This is a genomic window from Pseudomonas sp. GD04058, assembly GCF_029836855.1.
GTDB classification, from domain to species: Bacteria; Pseudomonadota; Gammaproteobacteria; order Pseudomonadales; family Pseudomonadaceae; genus Aquipseudomonas; species Aquipseudomonas bharatica.
Window position 1 is genome coordinate 41,944 of record NZ_JAOECN010000014.1, and the last position, 15,770, is coordinate 57,713.

The window sequence follows — 15,770 nt, forward strand, 5'->3', positions numbered from 1 at the left end:
ACGCCAGCGATGAGGTCTTGAGAAATTGCTGGGCTGTGTTAGTGTCAGTCTCACACCGGCCATCTGCCGAACATTCGAAAACCCCGCCCTTGGGCGGGGTTTTGCTTTATGCGATCTACCAAAAGGAGTCTGAACGGATCATGAGCACCAAACCTTCCCTTACCCTCACCCGCCTGGACGTGCAGCGTCTGGAGCGCCTGATCGACAGCCTCGACGAGAACGCGCCGGGCGTCCTGGCCCTGCAGGGCGAGCTGGATCGCGCTGCTCAGGTGGTGGGCCACGATGAGGTGCCGGCAGGTGTGGTGACCATGAATTCCCGCGTGCATTGTCGCGAGGAAGCCAGCGGCAAGGACTATCACCTGACCCTGGTCTACCCGCAGGACGCCGGCAAGGAAGGCAACGTGTCGATCCTCGCGCCAATCGGCTGCGCGCTGCTCGGCCTGTCGGTGGGCGAGCAGATCGACTGGCCGGCGCCCGGCGGCAAGACCCTCAAGCTCAAGCTGCTGGAAGTCGAATACCAGCCGGAAGCGGCGGGCGACTTCGATCTCTGATCAGACCGCCGCCAGGGCCTGGTTGAGCACGCGCTCCAGTTCCTGCTTGTAGCGCAGGTACAGGATGCTCGAACCCTGGCCGTCGGCAAGCAGGTCGGAGAGATCCAGGTCGGTGATGTAGCAGCGATAGCGCTGCGCATCGCGGCGCTGCTCGATGATCTCGCGGGCGACCACGGCGTATAGCTGGTCGCCGTGATCCAGCTCGGAAAACTCCTTCTGGTTGCAGTACAGGGTGACGTGCATGGCGTCGTCCGCGGCGGCTTGGATGATTGCCTGTACTTCGTAGTAGGGCAGGTCGAAGGCCAGCTCCGGCGCCTGCCACGGCTCGACCTGCCGCGCTCGGCCGCTGCCCAAGGGCAATATCCGGTAATACAGGGTGTCCAGTGGATGGGCCTGTTGCTCGTCCATCGGCAGCCGCGCATTGCGGCGGAACACCACCGATTGCAGGAAGCGCTGCAACGGCAGGAGCAGGCTGCTTTCATCATGGAAGGGCAGGCGCTGTTGCCACAGGGCGTTGTATTCGTCCAGCACGTAGACGTCCGCCCAGGTGTCCTGCACCCGGTAGAACACCTGCACGCACTGCGGCTGGCCCAGCGGCAGGACCAGCGCCAGGTCGTGCTCCTCCAGTACATTGCCGTCCAGGGCCAACGGGCTGTAGCCGTGGCGTTCTTCGCCGAGGTACGCCAGCAGCGCGGCCTGGCTGTCCACCGAGACCAGGTTCACCCCGCCGGCGAACAGTTCCAGCACGTGGGTATGCTGCTGTACCTGGATCAGGTAGCGGTAGTCCAGGCGCTGGTCGAACAGGGCCTGGGCGGTGACGAACACTTCCTCGACCCGCTGGGCGATGGCCAGGGCGCGGTTGTGGCAGAAACTGCGCACCCGCAGCCTTGGCCGGTGCGGGGCTTCCACGGGGCTGTGGTCGAGGCTGTTGAGGTAGTCGCGCAGGCAGCGCAACAGCGCATGCTCGCCGTCGTAGCGCAGCACCTGGACCTCGTTCCAGCTGTTGAGGGTCACCTGGTCCAGGGTGAGGACCAGGTTTTCCCTGACCCCGGCGTAGCTCAGCGAATCGGTGCGCTCGGTGGTCATCAGGATGTTCAGGTCGCGGTGATGGCGTAGCGGGTCGACGCCTACGTTGACCAGCAGCAGTACCTCGTCGGCCACGCTCGGGCGCAGCAAGCGCGCGTCGCTGACCGTGCTCAATGGCAGCATCACGCTCTGTTGCAGGCTGCCGATCAGGTTGAACAGCTCGTACTCGCTCAGGTCGCTGCTGCCCGGATGCAGGGCCAGGCGCGTGGCGCTGTCGATCACGCCGTTGCGATGGGCCCAGGCCAGCAGGTCGAGAAGGTCGCGGCTGCGCTTGATCGGGGTGAACTGCTCCCATTCGTGCACGGCCAGGTTGCCGTTGTACAGGCCCCAGTGGGTCTGGCCCGGCTCCTTGCGGTCCGGCGAGTTGACCAGCGTCAGGGTGTCTTCGGCCAGGTCCGGCGCCACGCCCGGGTTGACGAACTCGACCTTGCCGGCGCGACGCTCGAAGGCGGCATACAGGCGCCGGCCGAGGATGTTCAGGTCACGCTGGTCGATGCGCGCGGTAGCGCCGAGATTGCGGGCGAACTGGTCGAGGAAGCGATAGCTGTGGTTCAGCTCGGCGACCAGCACCCGGCGTTCGGCCGCCACCTGGCGCACTTTCCATTGGCTGCGGCTGTCGAGCAGGGCCAACTGGCGTTCGTCCCAGCCCCACTCGTGCGTCAGGCGCTGCAGCAGCTCGCTCTGCCAGTTGGGTTTTTGCCGGGCCATCTGGCTGATCTTGCGGTTGACCTTCAGGTACAGGCTGCGTCGTACCAGCTCCAGGCGCTGGGTTTCGTTGCGCCGTTGCAGGTACTGCTCGATGCGGCGGTAGACCATCATGTACGGGTCCAGCTCGTCGATATCGAGGATGTTGGCGAACACGGCCTGCTTGAAGTGCAGGCTCAGGCAGCGCACGTCGGGGTGTTCGCTGGCGTAGACCTCGGTCAGCAATAGCTTGAGCACCGATTTGTAGGGTGACTCGATCCCCTTGTACAACTGCCACAGCCCGGCGCCGACGAACTCACCGGGCGGGATTTGCGCCAGGTTGCCGAGGTCCAGCACCTCTTCGCTGCGCACGAAGCGCTTGGACAGCAGGGTCTCGGTGTACTGCGCGTAATTGCTTTCCTCATAGACCGGCACCAGCCACCACAGCGGTGTGCGCCCGGCGAGCCAGATCGCGGTGCGGTAGAACTCGTCGAGCAGCAGGTAATGCTGGGTGGTGCCACAGTTGTCGGAACTCAGGCGGCTGTCGCGCTCGCCGCGCACGAACTGGCCTGGCTCGATCAGGAACAGGTGCGCCTCGGCACCCTGGCTGGCGGCCCAGGCTTCCAGCAGCTGGCATTTCCTGCGCAGCTCGGCCAGGGCCGCCTCGTCCGCATCGGGCGCGTGGCAGACCCAGATATCCATGTCGCTCTGTTCGGCCTGGGCCAGGGTGCCCAGGCTGCCCATCAGGAACAGGCCGTGGATCGGCTGTTGCCGTTCACCACGCCTGGCCTTGTAGGAAAACGATCGGGTCAGGCGCTGGGCCTCGGCCAGCACCTGCGGGCCCGGCTCGTAGGCGGAGACACCGGCCAGGGTATTGCCGGACACATAGCCCGGCAACAGCGGATGATTGACGTGAAAGAACAGCGGCAACAGGGTCAGCACCTGTTGCTGACGGCTGGACAGCCCTTCCATGGCGCGGGTCAGGCGACCCTGGTTGAGGTCCATGAAGCGCTTGCGCAACTGGCCGAGGACCTTGCGGTCGATACCCTGGTCGAGATCAGGGCGGATTTCGTGAGGAAGATTCATCGCAAGCTCAAACCAGCCGTCGTGGAGGCAGGGGCGAGTTTAGCCGCAGTCGGAGTACAGCGATAAGCGCTATTTGATTTTTGACGTCATTTTTCCAGCGCCGTTTGTCGGCGCCGCCGAATCTGTCGTGGCAAGCCCGTTGCAAAGGCGACGGGCTTGGCCGTTGGCGGGCTGTATCAGGCGGGCTCGGCGACGTTCAGGATGGTCAACAGTTGTTGGGTGGCTTCCGCAGCATCATGGCCAAGCTGCGTCAGGTAGCCGCCGTCGGGCTGGTCGATCAGTTTCTTTTCATAAAGGCGTTTTGCCGCGGCAATGGTTTGCGGGGCGGCAGTGGCATGGACCTTGAGTCCTTCCTGAGTGCTGTCCAGGTTGAACAGCGCGAGAATTTCCAGTTCGGCAACCAGCTCGGGGGTGAACGACATAGATACTCCGACTTCAAGAAAAGGAGGGCGGCACCTCTGCGGATGCCTGGTCTTGCAGTGTAGTCGCCTTGCCTGGGTTTGCCTTATTCCTTCTCGGGCGGCAGCTCCGGCAGGGCGCGCAACGCGGTTTCGTACCACTCGGCGTTGAACGGGCGGTCTTCGCCGAGCATGGCATCGATCTCTATCGCCAGCACGTGGGCCATCAGGTTGAGGATGTCATCGCGCTCATAGCCCACCAGGGTCAGCTTGTTGAACACGGCCTGGGCGGCCGGCGGCTCGCCGCTTTCAAGCTGGTTTTCAATGGCCTGGATCAGGGTCGATTCGGCGAATGCTTCATCGTCGTCGTGGTCGATCTCGTGGTCGCTCATGGTGTGCTCCTTGGGACAAGGGAGCCAGTGTGCCACGGCCTTGCCGGCAATGCCGGGGTATCTGCCGTCCGCATGATGCTGGTCAGTCGCCTGGCGTTGCGGCTATAACAGCGCGGCCAACCCCTTACGGCCTGGAGGCTGTTCCTCATGCTCAAGCTTCATGGATTCGCGGTCAGCAACTACTACAACATGGTCAAACTGGCGCTGCTGGAAAAAGGCCTGCCCTTCGAAGAAGTGCTGTTCTTTGGCGGCCAGGTTCCGGATTCGCTGAAGATCAGCCCGCGCGGCAAGGTCCCGGTGCTTGAGACCGAACAGGGTTTCCTCAGCGAGACCGACATCATCCTCGACTATATCGAGCAGACCCAAGGCGGCAAGCCGCTGCTGCCGGCCGAGCCTTTCGCCCGGGCCAAGGTCTGGGAACTGGTCAAGGAAATCGAGCTGTACATCGAGTTGACCGCCCGCGTGTTCTACCCGCAGTCCTTCTTTGGCGCCGAAGTACCGGAACCGCTCAAGGCCAAGGCCTGGCCGGAGCTGCTGGCTGGGCTGGCAACCCTCAAGCGCAATGGGGTGTTCGCGCCTTATGTGGCAGGTGAACGCTTCACCGTGGCGGACCTGTATTTCTTCTTCAGCGTCGATCTGGCCCGGGTGGTGGGCAGGAAGGTATATGGCGTGGATGTACTGGAAGACTTCCCGCAGGCGGTAGCGCTGCTGGAACTGATCGGGCAGAACCCGCACGTGGCGGCGATCAATGAAGCGAAGGCGGCGATGTTCCCGACCTTCCTGGAGAAGGTGGTGAAGGCGCGTAGTCAGCAATAAGGAAGAATACAGGACCCTGTGGGAGCTGGCTTGCCAGCGATAGCTGTAGTGAATTCACCATAGTTATCGCTGCGGTTCGGCGGTCCGACAAGCCAGCTCCCACAAGGGGCCAGTGTACTTAGCGGCTGGCCAGCAGGGCCTTGCCGCGTGCTACCGCAGCGCGAACCTGCGCCGGAGCGGTCCCACCAATGTGGTTGCGCGCGTTGACCGAACCTTCCAGGGTCAGCACGGCGAACACGTCCTGATCGATCTGGTCGCTGAACTGGCGCAGTTCTTCCAGGCTCATTTCGGCCAGGTCCTTGCCGGTATCAACGCCATATTTCACCGCATGGCCGACGATCTCGTGGCAGTCACGGAACGGCAGGCCGCGGCGCACCAGGTAATCGGCCAGGTCGGTGGCGGTGGAGAAGCCGCGCAGGGCCGCTTCGCGCATCACCGCATGACGCGGCTTGATCGCCGGGATCATGTCGGCGAAGGCCCGCAACGAGTCGCGCAGGGTGTCGGCGGCGTCGAACAGCGGTTCCTTGTCTTCCTGGTTGTCCTTGTTATAGGCCAGTGGCTGCCCCTTCATCAGGGTCAGCAGGCCGGTCAGGGCGCCGAACACCCGGCCGGTCTTGCCGCGTACCAGCTCCGGCACGTCAGGGTTCTTCTTCTGCGGCATGATCGAGCTGCCGGTACAGAACCGGTCAGGCAGGTCGATGAACTGGAACTGTGCGCTGGTCCACAGCACCAGCTCTTCGGAGAAGCGCGACAGGTGCATCATCGCCACGCTGGCCGCAGCGCAGAACTCGATGGCGAAATCGCGATCGGAGACGCCATCCAGCGAGTTGCCGGCCACGGCTTCGAAGCCCAGCAACTGGCAAGTCAGCTCGCGGTCGATGGGGTAGGTGGTACCGGCCAGGGCGGCACTGCCCAGGGGCATGCGGTTGGTACGCTTGCGGCAATCCACCAGGCGCTCGTAGTCGCGGCTGAGCATTTCGAACCAGGCCAGCAGGTGGTGGCCGAAGGTTACCGGCTGGGCGGTCTGCAGGTGGGTGAAGCCGGGCATGACGGTTTCCGCCTCGCGCTCGGCCTGTTCCAGCAGGCCCTGCTGTAGGCGGGTGATCTCGCCGAGGATCAGGTCGATCTCGTCACGCAGCCACAGGCGGATATCGGTAGCCACCTGGTCGTTGCGGCTGCGGCCGGTGTGCAGTTTCTTGCCGGTGATGCCGATGCGGTCGGTCAGGCGTGCCTCGATGTTCATGTGCACGTCTTCCAGGTCGACGCGCCAGTCGAAGTTGCCGGCCTCGATCTCGGACTGGATGGTCTTCAGGCCGTCGATGATGCTGTCGCGCTCGGCGTCGGTGAGCACGCCGACCTTCGCCAGCATGGTGGCGTGGGCGATCGAACCCATGATGTCGTGGCGGTACAGGCGCTGGTCGAAGGTGACGGAGGCGGTGAAGCGGGCGACGAAGGCGTCGACGGGTTCACTGAAGCGGCCGCCCCAGGACTGGTTGGTCTTGTCAGTGCTCATGGATTCGCTCGTTGAAGGCGTGAACGGGAAAAAGTGTGCGGATGATAACAGGGTTGCCGGCCGCCACGGGGCTCGGCGGTCGGTACAAGTGCGGGTTTATGTCGCGCTGGCGGGGGATATTCAACGATTGAACGGCAGTGTTGCGGCAACCGTCTACAGTTGGACAGAGGATCGGCATTGTTTGCTGTCGACCAGTGAATCTTTAGCCATCGTGCGAGTCAGAGCGTGGGTCGCCGTGACGGCCTGTCACCGTGATTGTCCACGTATGCCTTGTGCGAGACTCACGCAGGAATCCAGCGCAATATGAATGTCCTGATCGTTGATGACGAACCCCAAGCCCGCGAACGCCTGAGCCGCCTGCTCGGCGAACTGGAGGGCTATACCGTGCTGGAGCCCAGCGCCACCAATGGCGAAGAGGCTTTGGCGCTGATCGATAGCCACAAGCCCGACGTGGTCCTGCTCGACATCCGCATGCCCGGCATGGACGGCCTGCAGGTCGCCGCCCGCCTGTGCGAGCGCGAAGCCCCGCCGGCGCTGGTGTTCTGCACCGCCGAAGATGAGTTCACCCTCGAGGCGTTCAAGGAAAGCACCCTTGGCTACGTATTGAAGCCGGTGCAGAGCGATGCCCTGCACGATGCCCTGCGCAAGGCCGAGCGCCCCAACCGCACGCAGCTTGCGGCCCTGACCCGCCCGGCCGGAGACAGCGGCAGCGCTCCGCGCAGCCACATCAGCGCGCGGACCCGCAAGGGCATCGAGCTGATTCCCCTGGACCAGGTGATCTACTTCATCGCCGACCACAAGTACGTCACCTTGCGCCATGAACACGGCGAGGTCCTTCTGGATGAGCCGCTGAAGGCGCTGGAGGATGAATTCGGCGAGCGCTTCGTGCGCATCCACCGCAATGCCCTGGTCGCGCGCGACCGTATCGAACGCCTGCAACGCACGCCCCTCGGGCATTTCCAGCTGTTCCTCAAAGGTTTGAATGGCGATGCGCTGATCGTCAGCCGCCGGCATGTGGCCGGCGTCCGCAAAATGATGCAGCAGCTTTAGGGCGGGGATGGAGCGATCGCGGCCACGGACGGTCACTTCTTTGCTGACATGGATCTGCAAGGGACTTTGATCTAGCTGTTATCATCCGGCGAATCTATCTCGTACGGATCGTTCCATGTCCACTCGCGAAATCCGCATTGCCACCCGCAAAAGCGCCCTTGCCCTGTGGCAGGCCGAATATGTCAAAGCCCGCCTGGAACAGGCGCATCCGGGCCTGATCGTGACCCTGGTGCCGATGGTCAGTCGCGGCGACAAGCTGCTCGACTCGCCGTTGTCGAAGATCGGCGGCAAGGGCCTGTTCGTCAAGGAGCTGGAAACCGCGCTGCTCGAACAGCAGGCGGATATCGCCGTGCACTCGATGAAGGACGTGCCGATGGACTTCCCCGAGGGCCTCGGCCTGTTCTGCATCTGCGAACGTGAAGACCCACGCGACGCCTTTGTTTCCAATACCTTCTCCAGCCTCGATGCGCTGCCGGCCGGCAGCATCGTCGGCACTTCCAGCCTGCGCCGTCAGGCCCAGTTGCTGGCCCGCCGCCCTGACCTGCAGATCCGTTTCCTGCGCGGCAACGTCAACACCCGCCTGGCCAAGCTGGACGCCGGTGAATACGACGCCATCATTCTTGCGGCTGCCGGGCTGATCCGCCTTGGTTTCGAAGACCGCATCACCGACACCATCAGCGTCGATGACAGCCTGCCGGCAGGCGGCCAGGGGGCCGTCGGTATTGAATGCCGCAGCGCCGACAGCGAAATCCATGCACTGCTGGCGCCACTCCATCACGCCGACACTGCCGACCGCGTCAGTGCCGAGCGGGCACTCAACAAACATCTCAACGGCGGCTGCCAGGTGCCGATTGCCTGCTACGCCGTGCTCGAAGGTGACCAGTTATGGCTGCGCGGCCTGGTGGGCGAGCCGGCTGGCGGTGCGCTGCTGAACGCGCAAGGCCGGGCCCCCCGTGGCGATGCCGAAACCCTTGGCATACAGGTCGCCGAAGCGCTGCTGGCCCAGGGCGCCGGCGACATTCTCAAAGCCGTCTATGGCGAGGCCGGTCACCCGTGACCGCCTGGCGGCTGCTGCTGACCCGGCCGGGCGAAGAGTGCGCGGCCCTGGCCGCCACCCTGGATGCCGCCGGTGTGTACGGCAGTTGCATGCCTTTGCTCGACATCCAGCCGCTGGCGGTTTCGGAGAAGCAGCGGGCGTTGGTGCGCAACCTTGATCACTACCGTGCGGTTATCGTGGTGAGCAAGCCGGCAGCCCGCCTGGGGTTGGCGCTGTGTGCCGAACACTGGTCCTCGTTGCCGCCGCTGGCCTGGTTCACCGTCGGCGCGGCGACCGCCGCGGTGCTTGAGGAGCAGGGGCTGGAGGTGCATTACCCGCAAGGCGCCGACGACAGCGAAGCGCTGCTGCGCCTGCCTCGCCTGCAGGCGGCCCTGGCCTGCGCAACGCCGCAGGTGCTGATCATGCGTGGAGAGGACGGCCGCGAACTGCTGGCCAGCCAGTTGACTGCGCAGGGTGCGCATGTCGACTATCTGCCGCTGTACCGTCGCGGGCTCCCCGACTACCCTGCCAATGCCCTGGTGCAGCGGATCGTAGCGGAACGCCTGAACGGGGTGGTGGTCAGCAGTGGACAGGGCTTCGAACACCTGCGCGCGCTTGCTGCGCAGGATTGGCCGCGACTGGCGCGGCTGCCCTTGTTCGTGCCGAGCCCGCGGGTCGCGCAGATCGCCCGACAGGCCGGTGCGCAGAATGTGGTGGATTGCCGTGGCGCCGGTGCCGCGGCTTTGCTGGCGGCGCTGCAGGAAACCCCTGCACCCGCTTCCTGAGGCGCTAAGCTGAGGCGACGCGCCTGAAAACAAAGGATGGATACGTGAGCGAAACAGCCTTGCCCAACGAAGAACAGCAAACGACGTCCGAGGCTTCGACGAATCCTGCGCCTGCGTCTTCCGGGCGTTCCGGAAACGGTCTGGCGGTCCTCGCCCTGCTGCTCGGCGCCGCAGGTGTGGCAGCCGGTGGCTGGGGGCTGTGGCAGGTGCGGCACCTGCAGCAGGTGAACCAGGACCAGGTCGAGCAGGTTCGCCAGCTCAATCAGCAAAGCGAGGCCTTGCAAGCCCGCGAGCAGCAGCTATCGGCGCAGCTCGACAGCTTGCCTCCGGCCAGCGAGCTGGAGGACCGCCGCCGCCTGGTCGCGCAACTGCAGGGCGACCAGCAACGCCTGAGCCAGCGCCTGGAAACGGTACTGGGCGCCAGCCGCAAGGACTGGCGCCTGGCCGAGGCGGAACACTTGCTGCGGCTGGCCAGCCTGCGCCTGTCCGCCTTGCAGGACATCGCCAGCGCCCGGGCGCTGGTGGAAGGCGCCGACCAGATCCTGCGCGAGCAGAGCGACCCGGGTTCCTTCGCGGCCCGCGAGCAACTGGCCCGCAGTCTTGCCGCCTTGAACAGCGTGCAACAGCCGGACCGCACCGGCTTGTTCCTCAAGCTTGCCGCGCTGCGTGAGCACGTCGTGCAGCTCAATGCGCTGGCGCCGGAATTCAAGAATGATGGCGAACCCCTGTTCGGCCTGGGGGCCGGCGCCGACAGTGACAGTCGGTGGGCGCAATGGTGGGCGCAGATCTCGCGTTACTTCCGTATCGATTTCAACGCCGATGACAACATTCGTCCGTTGCTCGCCGGACAGGCCCTTGCCCAGGTGCGCCTGGCCCTGAGCCTGGCCCTGGAACAGGCGCAGTGGGCAGCGTTGAACGGCGAGGCCAAGGTCTACGGCCAGGCCCTGGATGAAGCGCGCAGCGTGTTGCTGGGCAGCTTCAACAAGGACAACGAACAGAGCCGCCTGATGCTGGACCAGCTCAACGCGCTGGTGAAGGAACCGGTGACCGTGGTCACGCCGGACCTGGCTGAAAGCCTGGCCGCCGTACAGGCCTATCTCGAGCGCCGGCATCTGCCCGCCGAGGAAGCGATCCTGCGCCAGCCGGGTGAGAAAGCCGGGGAGGCGACGCCATGAAACGCGCCTACATCCTGGTGATCGTGGCGATTGTCGTCGCGACCCTGCTGGGTATCGCCGTAGCCAGGCACACAGGCTACGTGCTGATCGCCTATGACGGTTTCCGCTATGAATCGAGCCTGTGGGCGACCCTGGCGCTGCTGGCAGCCGTGGTTCTGGTCCTGTGGTTGCTCAAGCTGCTTATCGGTCTGGTGCTGACCTCTACCGGTGTGGTCAATCCATGGTCGCGGCGCAACCGCAGCCGGCGTACCCGGCTCGCCATCGAGCAGGGCCAGCTGGACCTGGCCGAGGGGCGCTGGGCCAGCGCCCAGCGGCATCTGCATCGTGCTGCCGAGGCCGAGCGCCAACCGCTGCTGTACTACCTCGGCGCGGCCCGTGCGGCCAACGAGCTGGGGCGCACCGAAGACAGCGACAGCCTGCTGGAACGGGCGCTGGAGCGTCAGCCACAGGCGGAACTGGCGATCGCCCTGACTCATGCGCAGTTGCAGGTCGATCGCGGCGACACCGATGCCGCTCTTGAAACCCTGCAGGCCATGCACGAGCGTCACCCGCACAATGTGCAGGTCCTGAGGCAGTTGCAGCGTCTGTATCAGCAGCGTGGCGACTGGTCGGCACTGATCCGCCTGATGCCGGAACTGCGCAAGGACAAGGTGCTTTCGGCCAAGGAACTGGCGGAACTGGAGCGCCGGGCCTGGGGGCAGAACCTTTCCCTGGCGGCCCAGCGCGAGGACGACGGCCAGGCCGCGCGACAGTCGCTGGAGCGCGCCTGGCAGCAACTGACCAACGCCCAGCGGCAAGAGCCGCAGTTGGTCTTGGCCTATGCCGAGCAGCTTCGTCAACTTGGCGCGGAAAACGAGGCGGAGGAAATCCTTCGCACTGCCCTCAAGCGCGATTATGAGACTCACCTGGCGCGTCTGTACGGCCTGGTGCGCGGCAGCGACCCGGCGAAGCAATTGCAGACCGCCGAAGGCTGGCTCAAGGCCCATCCGCAGGATCCCGGCCTGCTGCTGACCCTGGGGCGGCTTAGCCTGCAGAATCGCTTGTGGGGCAAGGCGCGGGATTATCTCGAAGACAGCCTGCGCTTGCAGCGCAACCCGGAAGCCTGCGCCGAACTGGCTCGCCTGCTGGCCGGCCTGGGTGAGAACGAGCGCAGCAACCAGCTGTTCCAGGAAGGACTTGGTCTGCTCGACGAACGCCTGCTCGCCCTGCCACTGCCTGACCCAGTGCGGGCTTGACAGCGATCACGGGCTGATCGCCAGGGTCAGCCCGTGAAAAAGGCTCTAGTAGAGGCTTCTTAGCAGGTTTGTGGATTTTTCCTACTGATCTAGGTGAATTTTCCATTAAAAATCAGAGACTTGTCCCTTTAGTCGCTTCTTGAAACAACGAGGCGCTTTCCTCTACCGTTGCCAAATGTCTTTTCTGCCCTGGTCCTGTCATGCCTCTGGCTTGTCTGCGCTCCTTCTTTTTCCCGGCATTCCTGGCGTCCTTTCTGGTTCTGTGTGGCTCGTTCTACCTCGAGCTCGGCCTGGGGCTGGCGGCATGTCCGCTGTGCCTGGGGCAACGTTTCCTGCTGGCGACGTTCTCGCTTACCTGCCTGATGGCGATGCTGCGCGCGCCCGGGCGCAGTGGCGCACGCATCTGGCTATGGGCCTGCCTGGGACAGTCGCTGGCCGGTAGCGCACTGGCGGCGCGGCATGTATGGCTGCAAGGGCTGTTTCCATCACCCGAGATTCCGTGCGAGCAGAACCTGGCCTACCTTCTCGAACAGGGAACAGCCAGCCAATGGCTGCATGCCCTGGTGCTGGGGTCGGCCGAATGCGTGCCGATCACCTGGAGTTTCTTCAGCCTGAGCGTGCCGGAATGGAGCCTGCTGGCGTTCGTCGGGCTGGCGGTGGCGGTGCTGATTCGCTTGCTGCCGCAACGCCGGCTGAACCTGGCCGATTCCTCGGGGTCATGAAAGGGTTGGTCGCCATTTCAAACGGCCGGCGGCGATGGGTCGCAGGATCAAACACTTGTATGAAACTAGTCGACTGCGTACCTTGAAGCCAAGGGCGTGCGGGAATAATCTCCCTGCACGCATACCGAAAACACTGCTGCTCAATGCCGTTCTGCCGTTGTTCCTTTTTCATCGCGACTTGCGATATCGGGGCGCAGGGGGCACGACCCTTAAGGGATGAGACCGCCATGTTAGATAGTTGTCAGAATGCTCAGGAACGCTGGGGTGGGGTTCACAAGCTCATTGACCGCTGGCTGCAGGAGCGAAAGGAGCTGGTCACTGCGTTCCGCGAATTGCGCGATGCCAAACCGGCATTTGCCGACAAGTCACTCAATGGCCGGTTCTGCGAGATCCTCGTGGATTATGTCTCGGCCTGGCACTTTGAAATCTGGGAACAGTTGATCAGCGAAGCCAAGGCTTTCGGTGACGATAGCGGCGTGCTCAAGGCACAAGGGATCGATGAGTTCATCCGTCTCAGCACTGAACAGGCGCTGCAGTTCAATGATCATTGCAGCAAAGGCGAATGTACCGATCCCGAGCATTTCGCCGAAGAGTTGAAGAAACTGGGCAGCAAGTTGCGTGAGCGCTTCGAACTTGAAGATGGCCTCATCGACGCGTTGCACACGGCGCACAAGGAAAACGCAGCAGCGCTTGCCTGACGCCTGGCCCTGTAACGTTGCCGACGCTCAGTCGGCAACGTCGAGCAATTCGATCTCGAATACCAGTGGCGTGTAGGGGGCGATCAGGTCGCCTGCACCATCGGCGCCATAAGCCTGCCCGGACGGGATCACCAGGCGGTATTTCGAGCCCGCCGCCATCTCCGGCAGCGCCGCCTGCCAACCCGCGATCACGCTGTCCAGGTTGAACCACTGGGGCTGGTCGTTCTGGTCGAAGACCGTGCCGTCCGGCAATCTCCCTACATAACGCACCTTTACCTTGCCGCCCGCTTTCGGCCTGGCGCCCGTGCCTTGCTGCAACAGGCTCATCAGTACGCCATCGCTCAATTCACGCACGCCGGCACGGCCGCGTTCGTTGGCGATAAAGCGTCGCTCCGCAGCCAGTGCCTGTTCGACATGGGACTGTGCGGCCGCATCGTTGGCTTGCTGGTCATGTTGGGCGAGGATGGCATCGATACGTGCCTGGGGCAGGGCAAGTGGTTTGTTCTGGTAAGCCTGCTGCAACCCTTCGATCAGGGCCTGGAGCTGCAGCCCGGGGACTTCCGCACGCAAGCGTTCGCCAAGGCTGGCGCCGAGGCTGTAGGCCAGATCATGATCCGATGCAGCGGCGGATTGTTCCGCATGGGCCGGGGGCAGCAGGAAGAATAACGACAGCAGCAAATAGCGCGGCACGGGCTGGCTCCGAAGATGAAAAAAGAAGAGTTGCAGCGGGTTTGATTATGCCTGTTCGCCGAGGCAAGTTAGTTAATTGTCTGCATTCTGTAACGCAGCAACTACACTTGCCCCCAGCGGCAGCTTCGACAACTTTGCCCAGGCATGCAACGCGGCGACTTCTTTACTGTCAACATGCCCTAGCGGCGATAGCAGCACAGGTCTAGTATGAGCCGCAATTTCGTCAGCCAGGAGGAAAGCCATGTCGGCCAACAAGAAGCCAGTCAACACGCCGTTGCACCTGCTGCAACAACTCTCGGGCAGCCTGCTCGAGCATTTGGAAGATGCCTGCTCGCAAGCGCTGGCCGATGCGGAAAAACTGCTCGCCAAGTTGGAAAAACAACGTGGCAAGGCTCAGGAGAAACTGCACAAGTCGCGCCTGAAACTTCAGGACGTTGCCGCCTCTGGTAAAGCCAAGGCGCAGGACAAGGCAAAAACCGCGGTTGGCGAACTGGAAGCACTGCTCGATTCTTTGAAAGATCGCCAGACCCAGACCCGTACTTATATTGTGCAACTGAAAAAAGATGCCCAGGAAAGCCTGAAAATTGCCCAGGGCGTCGGCAAGGTTCGTGAGGCTGCGGCCAAGGCCCTGTCCTCTCGCGTTCCGGCTAAACCTGCTGCTGCTGCCAAGGCCGCCGCGAAACCGGCCGCCAAGCCTGCTGCCGCCAAGGCGCCGGCCAAACCTGCCGCCAAGGCTGCTGCTGCCAAGGCTCCGGCCAAGCCAGCCGCGAAGGCTGTTGCTGCCAAGGCTCCGGCCAAGCCAGCCGCGAAACCAGCTGCTGCCAAGCCTGCCGCAAAAACCGCCGCTGCCAAGGCTCCAGCCAAGCCAGCCGCGAAACCAGTAGCTGCCAAGCCTGCTGCCAAAGCCGCTACCGCCAAACCCGCTGCGAAAACCGCTGCTGCCAAGGCACCCGCCAAGCCAGCCGCGAAGCCTGCTGCTGCCAAGCCAGCAGCGGCCAAACCGGCCAGCACTGCGGCTAAAGCTCCAGCCAAAGCCGCTGCCAAGCCTGCTGCTGCGAAACCCGCTGCCAAGCCAGTTGCTGCCAAACCGGCGGCCAAGCCTGCTGCTGCGAAACCAGCCGCCAAGCCTGCCGCTGCCAAGCCGGCTGCCGCAAAACCAGCCGCCAAGCCCGCCGCCAAGCCGGCCGCGACCAAGGCACCTGCCAAACCTGCAGCAGCCAAGCCAGCGGCAAAACCTGCCGTCGCCAAGCCCGCTGCGGCCAAGCCCGCTACTCCGGCTGCCACTCCGGCACCGGCGCCTGCTGCTTCGCCAGCGCCGGCGGCAACGCCTGCTGCTGCCACCCCAAGCACTCAGACGCCGTCTTCGGCTTCCTGAGTGGTTCCCGCCGCGACGCGCAGCACACGCAGCGCGTCGTGATCGCGGGAGGCTGCCGGCGCCAGCCGGGCCAGCCAGCTTTCCGACGGGGCTTCGGCTCCGTTCGGCCAGCCACTGCACATGTCTTGCAGGCGTTGCAGTTGCAGGCGTTCCGCATCCAGTTCAAGTGCCTTCAATCGTTCACGCAGGGCCGCCAGTTGCGCATCCTTCAGCGCGTCGGCGCGCCATTGCTGGCGCAGTGCGCGTAACGGTCGGACCACATCGGTTTGCCAGGGCCTGGCCAGTTGCCGAAGCCCTTCGACACGCCCGTCGCTGAGTGCCACGCAGCGCTGTTCCAGCCAGGCGCCGCAGAGCAGCAGGCAGACATCGGCGTCCAATGCCTGCAATTCCAGGCAGGCTGTTTCCACGCCAGGACGGGCATAAAGCCCGACGGCGAAATCCCACAGGTCGGTGTGCATATTCCTGCTCGCGCCAGTTG

16 protein-coding genes are annotated in these 15,770 nt (G+C 64.0%); 10 read left to right on the forward strand and 6 right to left on the reverse strand.

From position 1 onward, the window contains the following. Nucleotides 1-140 precede the first annotated feature (140 nt). Nucleotides 141-551: a nucleoside diphosphate kinase regulator gene (rnk, locus tag N7650_RS13965; RefSeq protein WP_009395703.1), complete on the forward strand. Its 411-nt coding sequence runs from the start codon at nt 141-143 to the stop codon at nt 549-551. Here rnk and N7650_RS13970 read toward each other — a convergent pair whose 3' ends face one another. The 3 genes from N7650_RS13970 to N7650_RS13980 all read right to left on the reverse strand — a co-directional run bounded on the left by N7650_RS13970 (nt 552) and on the right by N7650_RS13980 (nt 4,197). Continuing rightward, nucleotides 552-3,407 (reverse strand): class I adenylate cyclase, encoded by a 2,856-nt coding sequence (locus N7650_RS13970; protein WP_279898707.1) that lies wholly within the window; start codon nt 3,405-3,407, stop codon nt 552-554. 176 nt (nt 3,408-3,583) lie between these two features. Continuing rightward, nucleotides 3,584-3,829 (reverse strand): TIGR02647 family protein, encoded by a 246-nt coding sequence (locus tag N7650_RS13975; RefSeq protein ID WP_009395701.1) that lies wholly within the window; start codon nt 3,827-3,829, stop codon nt 3,584-3,586. An 83-nt stretch (nt 3,830-3,912) separates the two neighbouring features. Next, on the reverse strand, nt 3,913-4,197 hold the full coding sequence (locus N7650_RS13980; RefSeq protein ID WP_009395700.1) for a hypothetical protein: 285 nt from the start codon (nt 4,195-4,197) through the stop codon (nt 3,913-3,915). A gap of 147 nt (nt 4,198-4,344) precedes the next feature. Here N7650_RS13980 and N7650_RS13985 point away from each other — a divergent pair, with 147 nt between their 5' ends. Next, entirely contained in the window at nt 4,345-5,013 is a 669-nt protein-coding gene (locus N7650_RS13985) for a glutathione S-transferase (protein ID WP_279898709.1), read from the forward strand. A 118-nt stretch (nt 5,014-5,131) separates the two neighbouring features. Here the strand turns inward: N7650_RS13985 and argH are convergent, their stop codons facing one another. Next, nucleotides 5,132-6,526, reverse strand: coding sequence for an argininosuccinate lyase (gene argH / locus N7650_RS13990; RefSeq protein ID WP_009395695.1), 1,395 nt, complete (start codon nt 6,524-6,526; stop codon nt 5,132-5,134). A 303-nt stretch (nt 6,527-6,829) separates the two neighbouring features. Between argH and N7650_RS13995 the strand changes: the two genes are divergently transcribed. The 7 genes from N7650_RS13995 (at nt 6,830) to N7650_RS14025 (ending at nt 13,227) form a co-directional block, all read left to right on the forward strand. Then, nucleotides 6,830-7,576, forward strand: coding sequence for a LytTR family DNA-binding domain-containing protein (locus N7650_RS13995; RefSeq protein WP_279898711.1), 747 nt, complete (start codon nt 6,830-6,832; stop codon nt 7,574-7,576). A gap of 115 nt (nt 7,577-7,691) precedes the next feature. Beyond that, a complete protein-coding gene (hemC, locus tag N7650_RS14000) occupies nt 7,692-8,633 on the forward strand; it encodes a hydroxymethylbilane synthase (RefSeq protein ID WP_279898713.1) in 942 nt (313 codons plus the stop codon). Continuing rightward, the gene (locus N7650_RS14005; protein ID WP_009395689.1) at nt 8,630-9,397 is read left to right on the forward strand and encodes a uroporphyrinogen-III synthase; all 768 of its coding nucleotides are present in this window, start codon (nt 8,630-8,632) and stop codon (nt 9,395-9,397) included. Before hemC ends, N7650_RS14005 begins: the two co-directional genes overlap by 4 nt. A gap of 44 nt (nt 9,398-9,441) precedes the next feature. Continuing rightward, nucleotides 9,442-10,572 carry a uroporphyrinogen-III C-methyltransferase gene (locus N7650_RS14010; RefSeq protein ID WP_279898714.1) on the forward strand — a complete coding sequence of 377 codons (1,131 nt, stop codon included), beginning with the start codon at nt 9,442-9,444 and terminating at the stop codon, nt 10,570-10,572. Continuing rightward, nucleotides 10,569-11,807 (forward strand): heme biosynthesis HemY N-terminal domain-containing protein, encoded by a 1,239-nt coding sequence (locus N7650_RS14015; protein ID WP_279898716.1) that lies wholly within the window; start codon nt 10,569-10,571, stop codon nt 11,805-11,807. Before N7650_RS14010 ends, N7650_RS14015 begins: the two co-directional genes overlap by 4 nt. A 200-nt stretch (nt 11,808-12,007) precedes the next feature. After that, nucleotides 12,008-12,529, forward strand: coding sequence for a disulfide bond formation protein B (locus tag N7650_RS14020; RefSeq protein WP_279898718.1), 522 nt, complete (start codon nt 12,008-12,010; stop codon nt 12,527-12,529). A 227-nt stretch (nt 12,530-12,756) separates the two neighbouring features. Then, entirely contained in the window at nt 12,757-13,227 is a 471-nt protein-coding gene (locus tag N7650_RS14025) for an Rsd/AlgQ family anti-sigma factor (RefSeq protein ID WP_037058943.1), read from the forward strand. Nucleotides 13,228-13,254: 27 nt separating this feature from the next. Here N7650_RS14025 and N7650_RS14030 read toward each other — a convergent pair whose 3' ends face one another. Beyond that, nucleotides 13,255-13,917: an FKBP-type peptidyl-prolyl cis-trans isomerase gene (locus N7650_RS14030; protein WP_064301085.1), complete on the reverse strand. Its 663-nt coding sequence runs from the start codon at nt 13,915-13,917 to the stop codon at nt 13,255-13,257. A gap of 241 nt (nt 13,918-14,158) precedes the next feature. Between N7650_RS14030 and N7650_RS14035 the strand changes: the two genes are divergently transcribed. Continuing rightward, nucleotides 14,159-15,292: an AlgP family protein gene (locus tag N7650_RS14035; protein ID WP_279898719.1), complete on the forward strand. Its 1,134-nt coding sequence runs from the start codon at nt 14,159-14,161 to the stop codon at nt 15,290-15,292. Here the strand turns inward: N7650_RS14035 and N7650_RS14040 are convergent. Next, complete coding sequence (locus N7650_RS14040) at nt 15,268-15,750, reverse strand: TIGR02444 family protein (protein WP_279898720.1); 483 nt, start codon at nt 15,748-15,750, stop codon at nt 15,268-15,270. The two genes, N7650_RS14035 and N7650_RS14040, sit on opposite strands and share 25 nt — an antisense overlap. Nucleotides 15,751-15,770 lie beyond the last annotated feature (20 nt).

Excerpts from the sequence above, each read along its gene's own strand:
- rnk (WP_009395703.1), top strand. The coding sequence starts at position 141 with ATGAGCACCAAACCTTCCCTTACCCTCACCCGCCTGGACGTGCAGCGT.
- N7650_RS13970 (WP_279898707.1), bottom strand. The coding sequence starts at position 3,407 with ATGAATCTTCCTCACGAAATCCGCCCTGATCTCGACCAGGGTATCGAC.
- N7650_RS13975 (WP_009395701.1), bottom strand. The coding sequence starts at position 3,829 with ATGTCGTTCACCCCCGAGCTGGTTGCCGAACTGGAAATTCTCGCGCTG.
- N7650_RS13980 (WP_009395700.1), bottom strand. The coding sequence starts at position 4,197 with ATGAGCGACCACGAGATCGACCACGACGACGATGAAGCATTCGCCGAA.
- N7650_RS13985 (WP_279898709.1), top strand. The coding sequence starts at position 4,345 with ATGCTCAAGCTTCATGGATTCGCGGTCAGCAACTACTACAACATGGTC.
- argH (WP_009395695.1), bottom strand. The coding sequence starts at position 6,526 with ATGAGCACTGACAAGACCAACCAGTCCTGGGGCGGCCGCTTCAGTGAA.
- N7650_RS13995 (WP_279898711.1), top strand. The coding sequence starts at position 6,830 with ATGAATGTCCTGATCGTTGATGACGAACCCCAAGCCCGCGAACGCCTG.
- hemC (WP_279898713.1), top strand. The coding sequence starts at position 7,692 with ATGTCCACTCGCGAAATCCGCATTGCCACCCGCAAAAGCGCCCTTGCC.
- N7650_RS14015 (WP_279898716.1), top strand. The coding sequence starts at position 10,569 with ATGAAACGCGCCTACATCCTGGTGATCGTGGCGATTGTCGTCGCGACC.
- N7650_RS14020 (WP_279898718.1), top strand. The coding sequence starts at position 12,008 with ATGCCTCTGGCTTGTCTGCGCTCCTTCTTTTTCCCGGCATTCCTGGCG.
- N7650_RS14025 (WP_037058943.1), top strand. The coding sequence starts at position 12,757 with ATGTTAGATAGTTGTCAGAATGCTCAGGAACGCTGGGGTGGGGTTCAC.
- N7650_RS14035 (WP_279898719.1), top strand. The coding sequence starts at position 14,159 with ATGTCGGCCAACAAGAAGCCAGTCAACACGCCGTTGCACCTGCTGCAA.
- N7650_RS14040 (WP_279898720.1), bottom strand. The coding sequence starts at position 15,750 with ATGCACACCGACCTGTGGGATTTCGCCGTCGGGCTTTATGCCCGTCCT.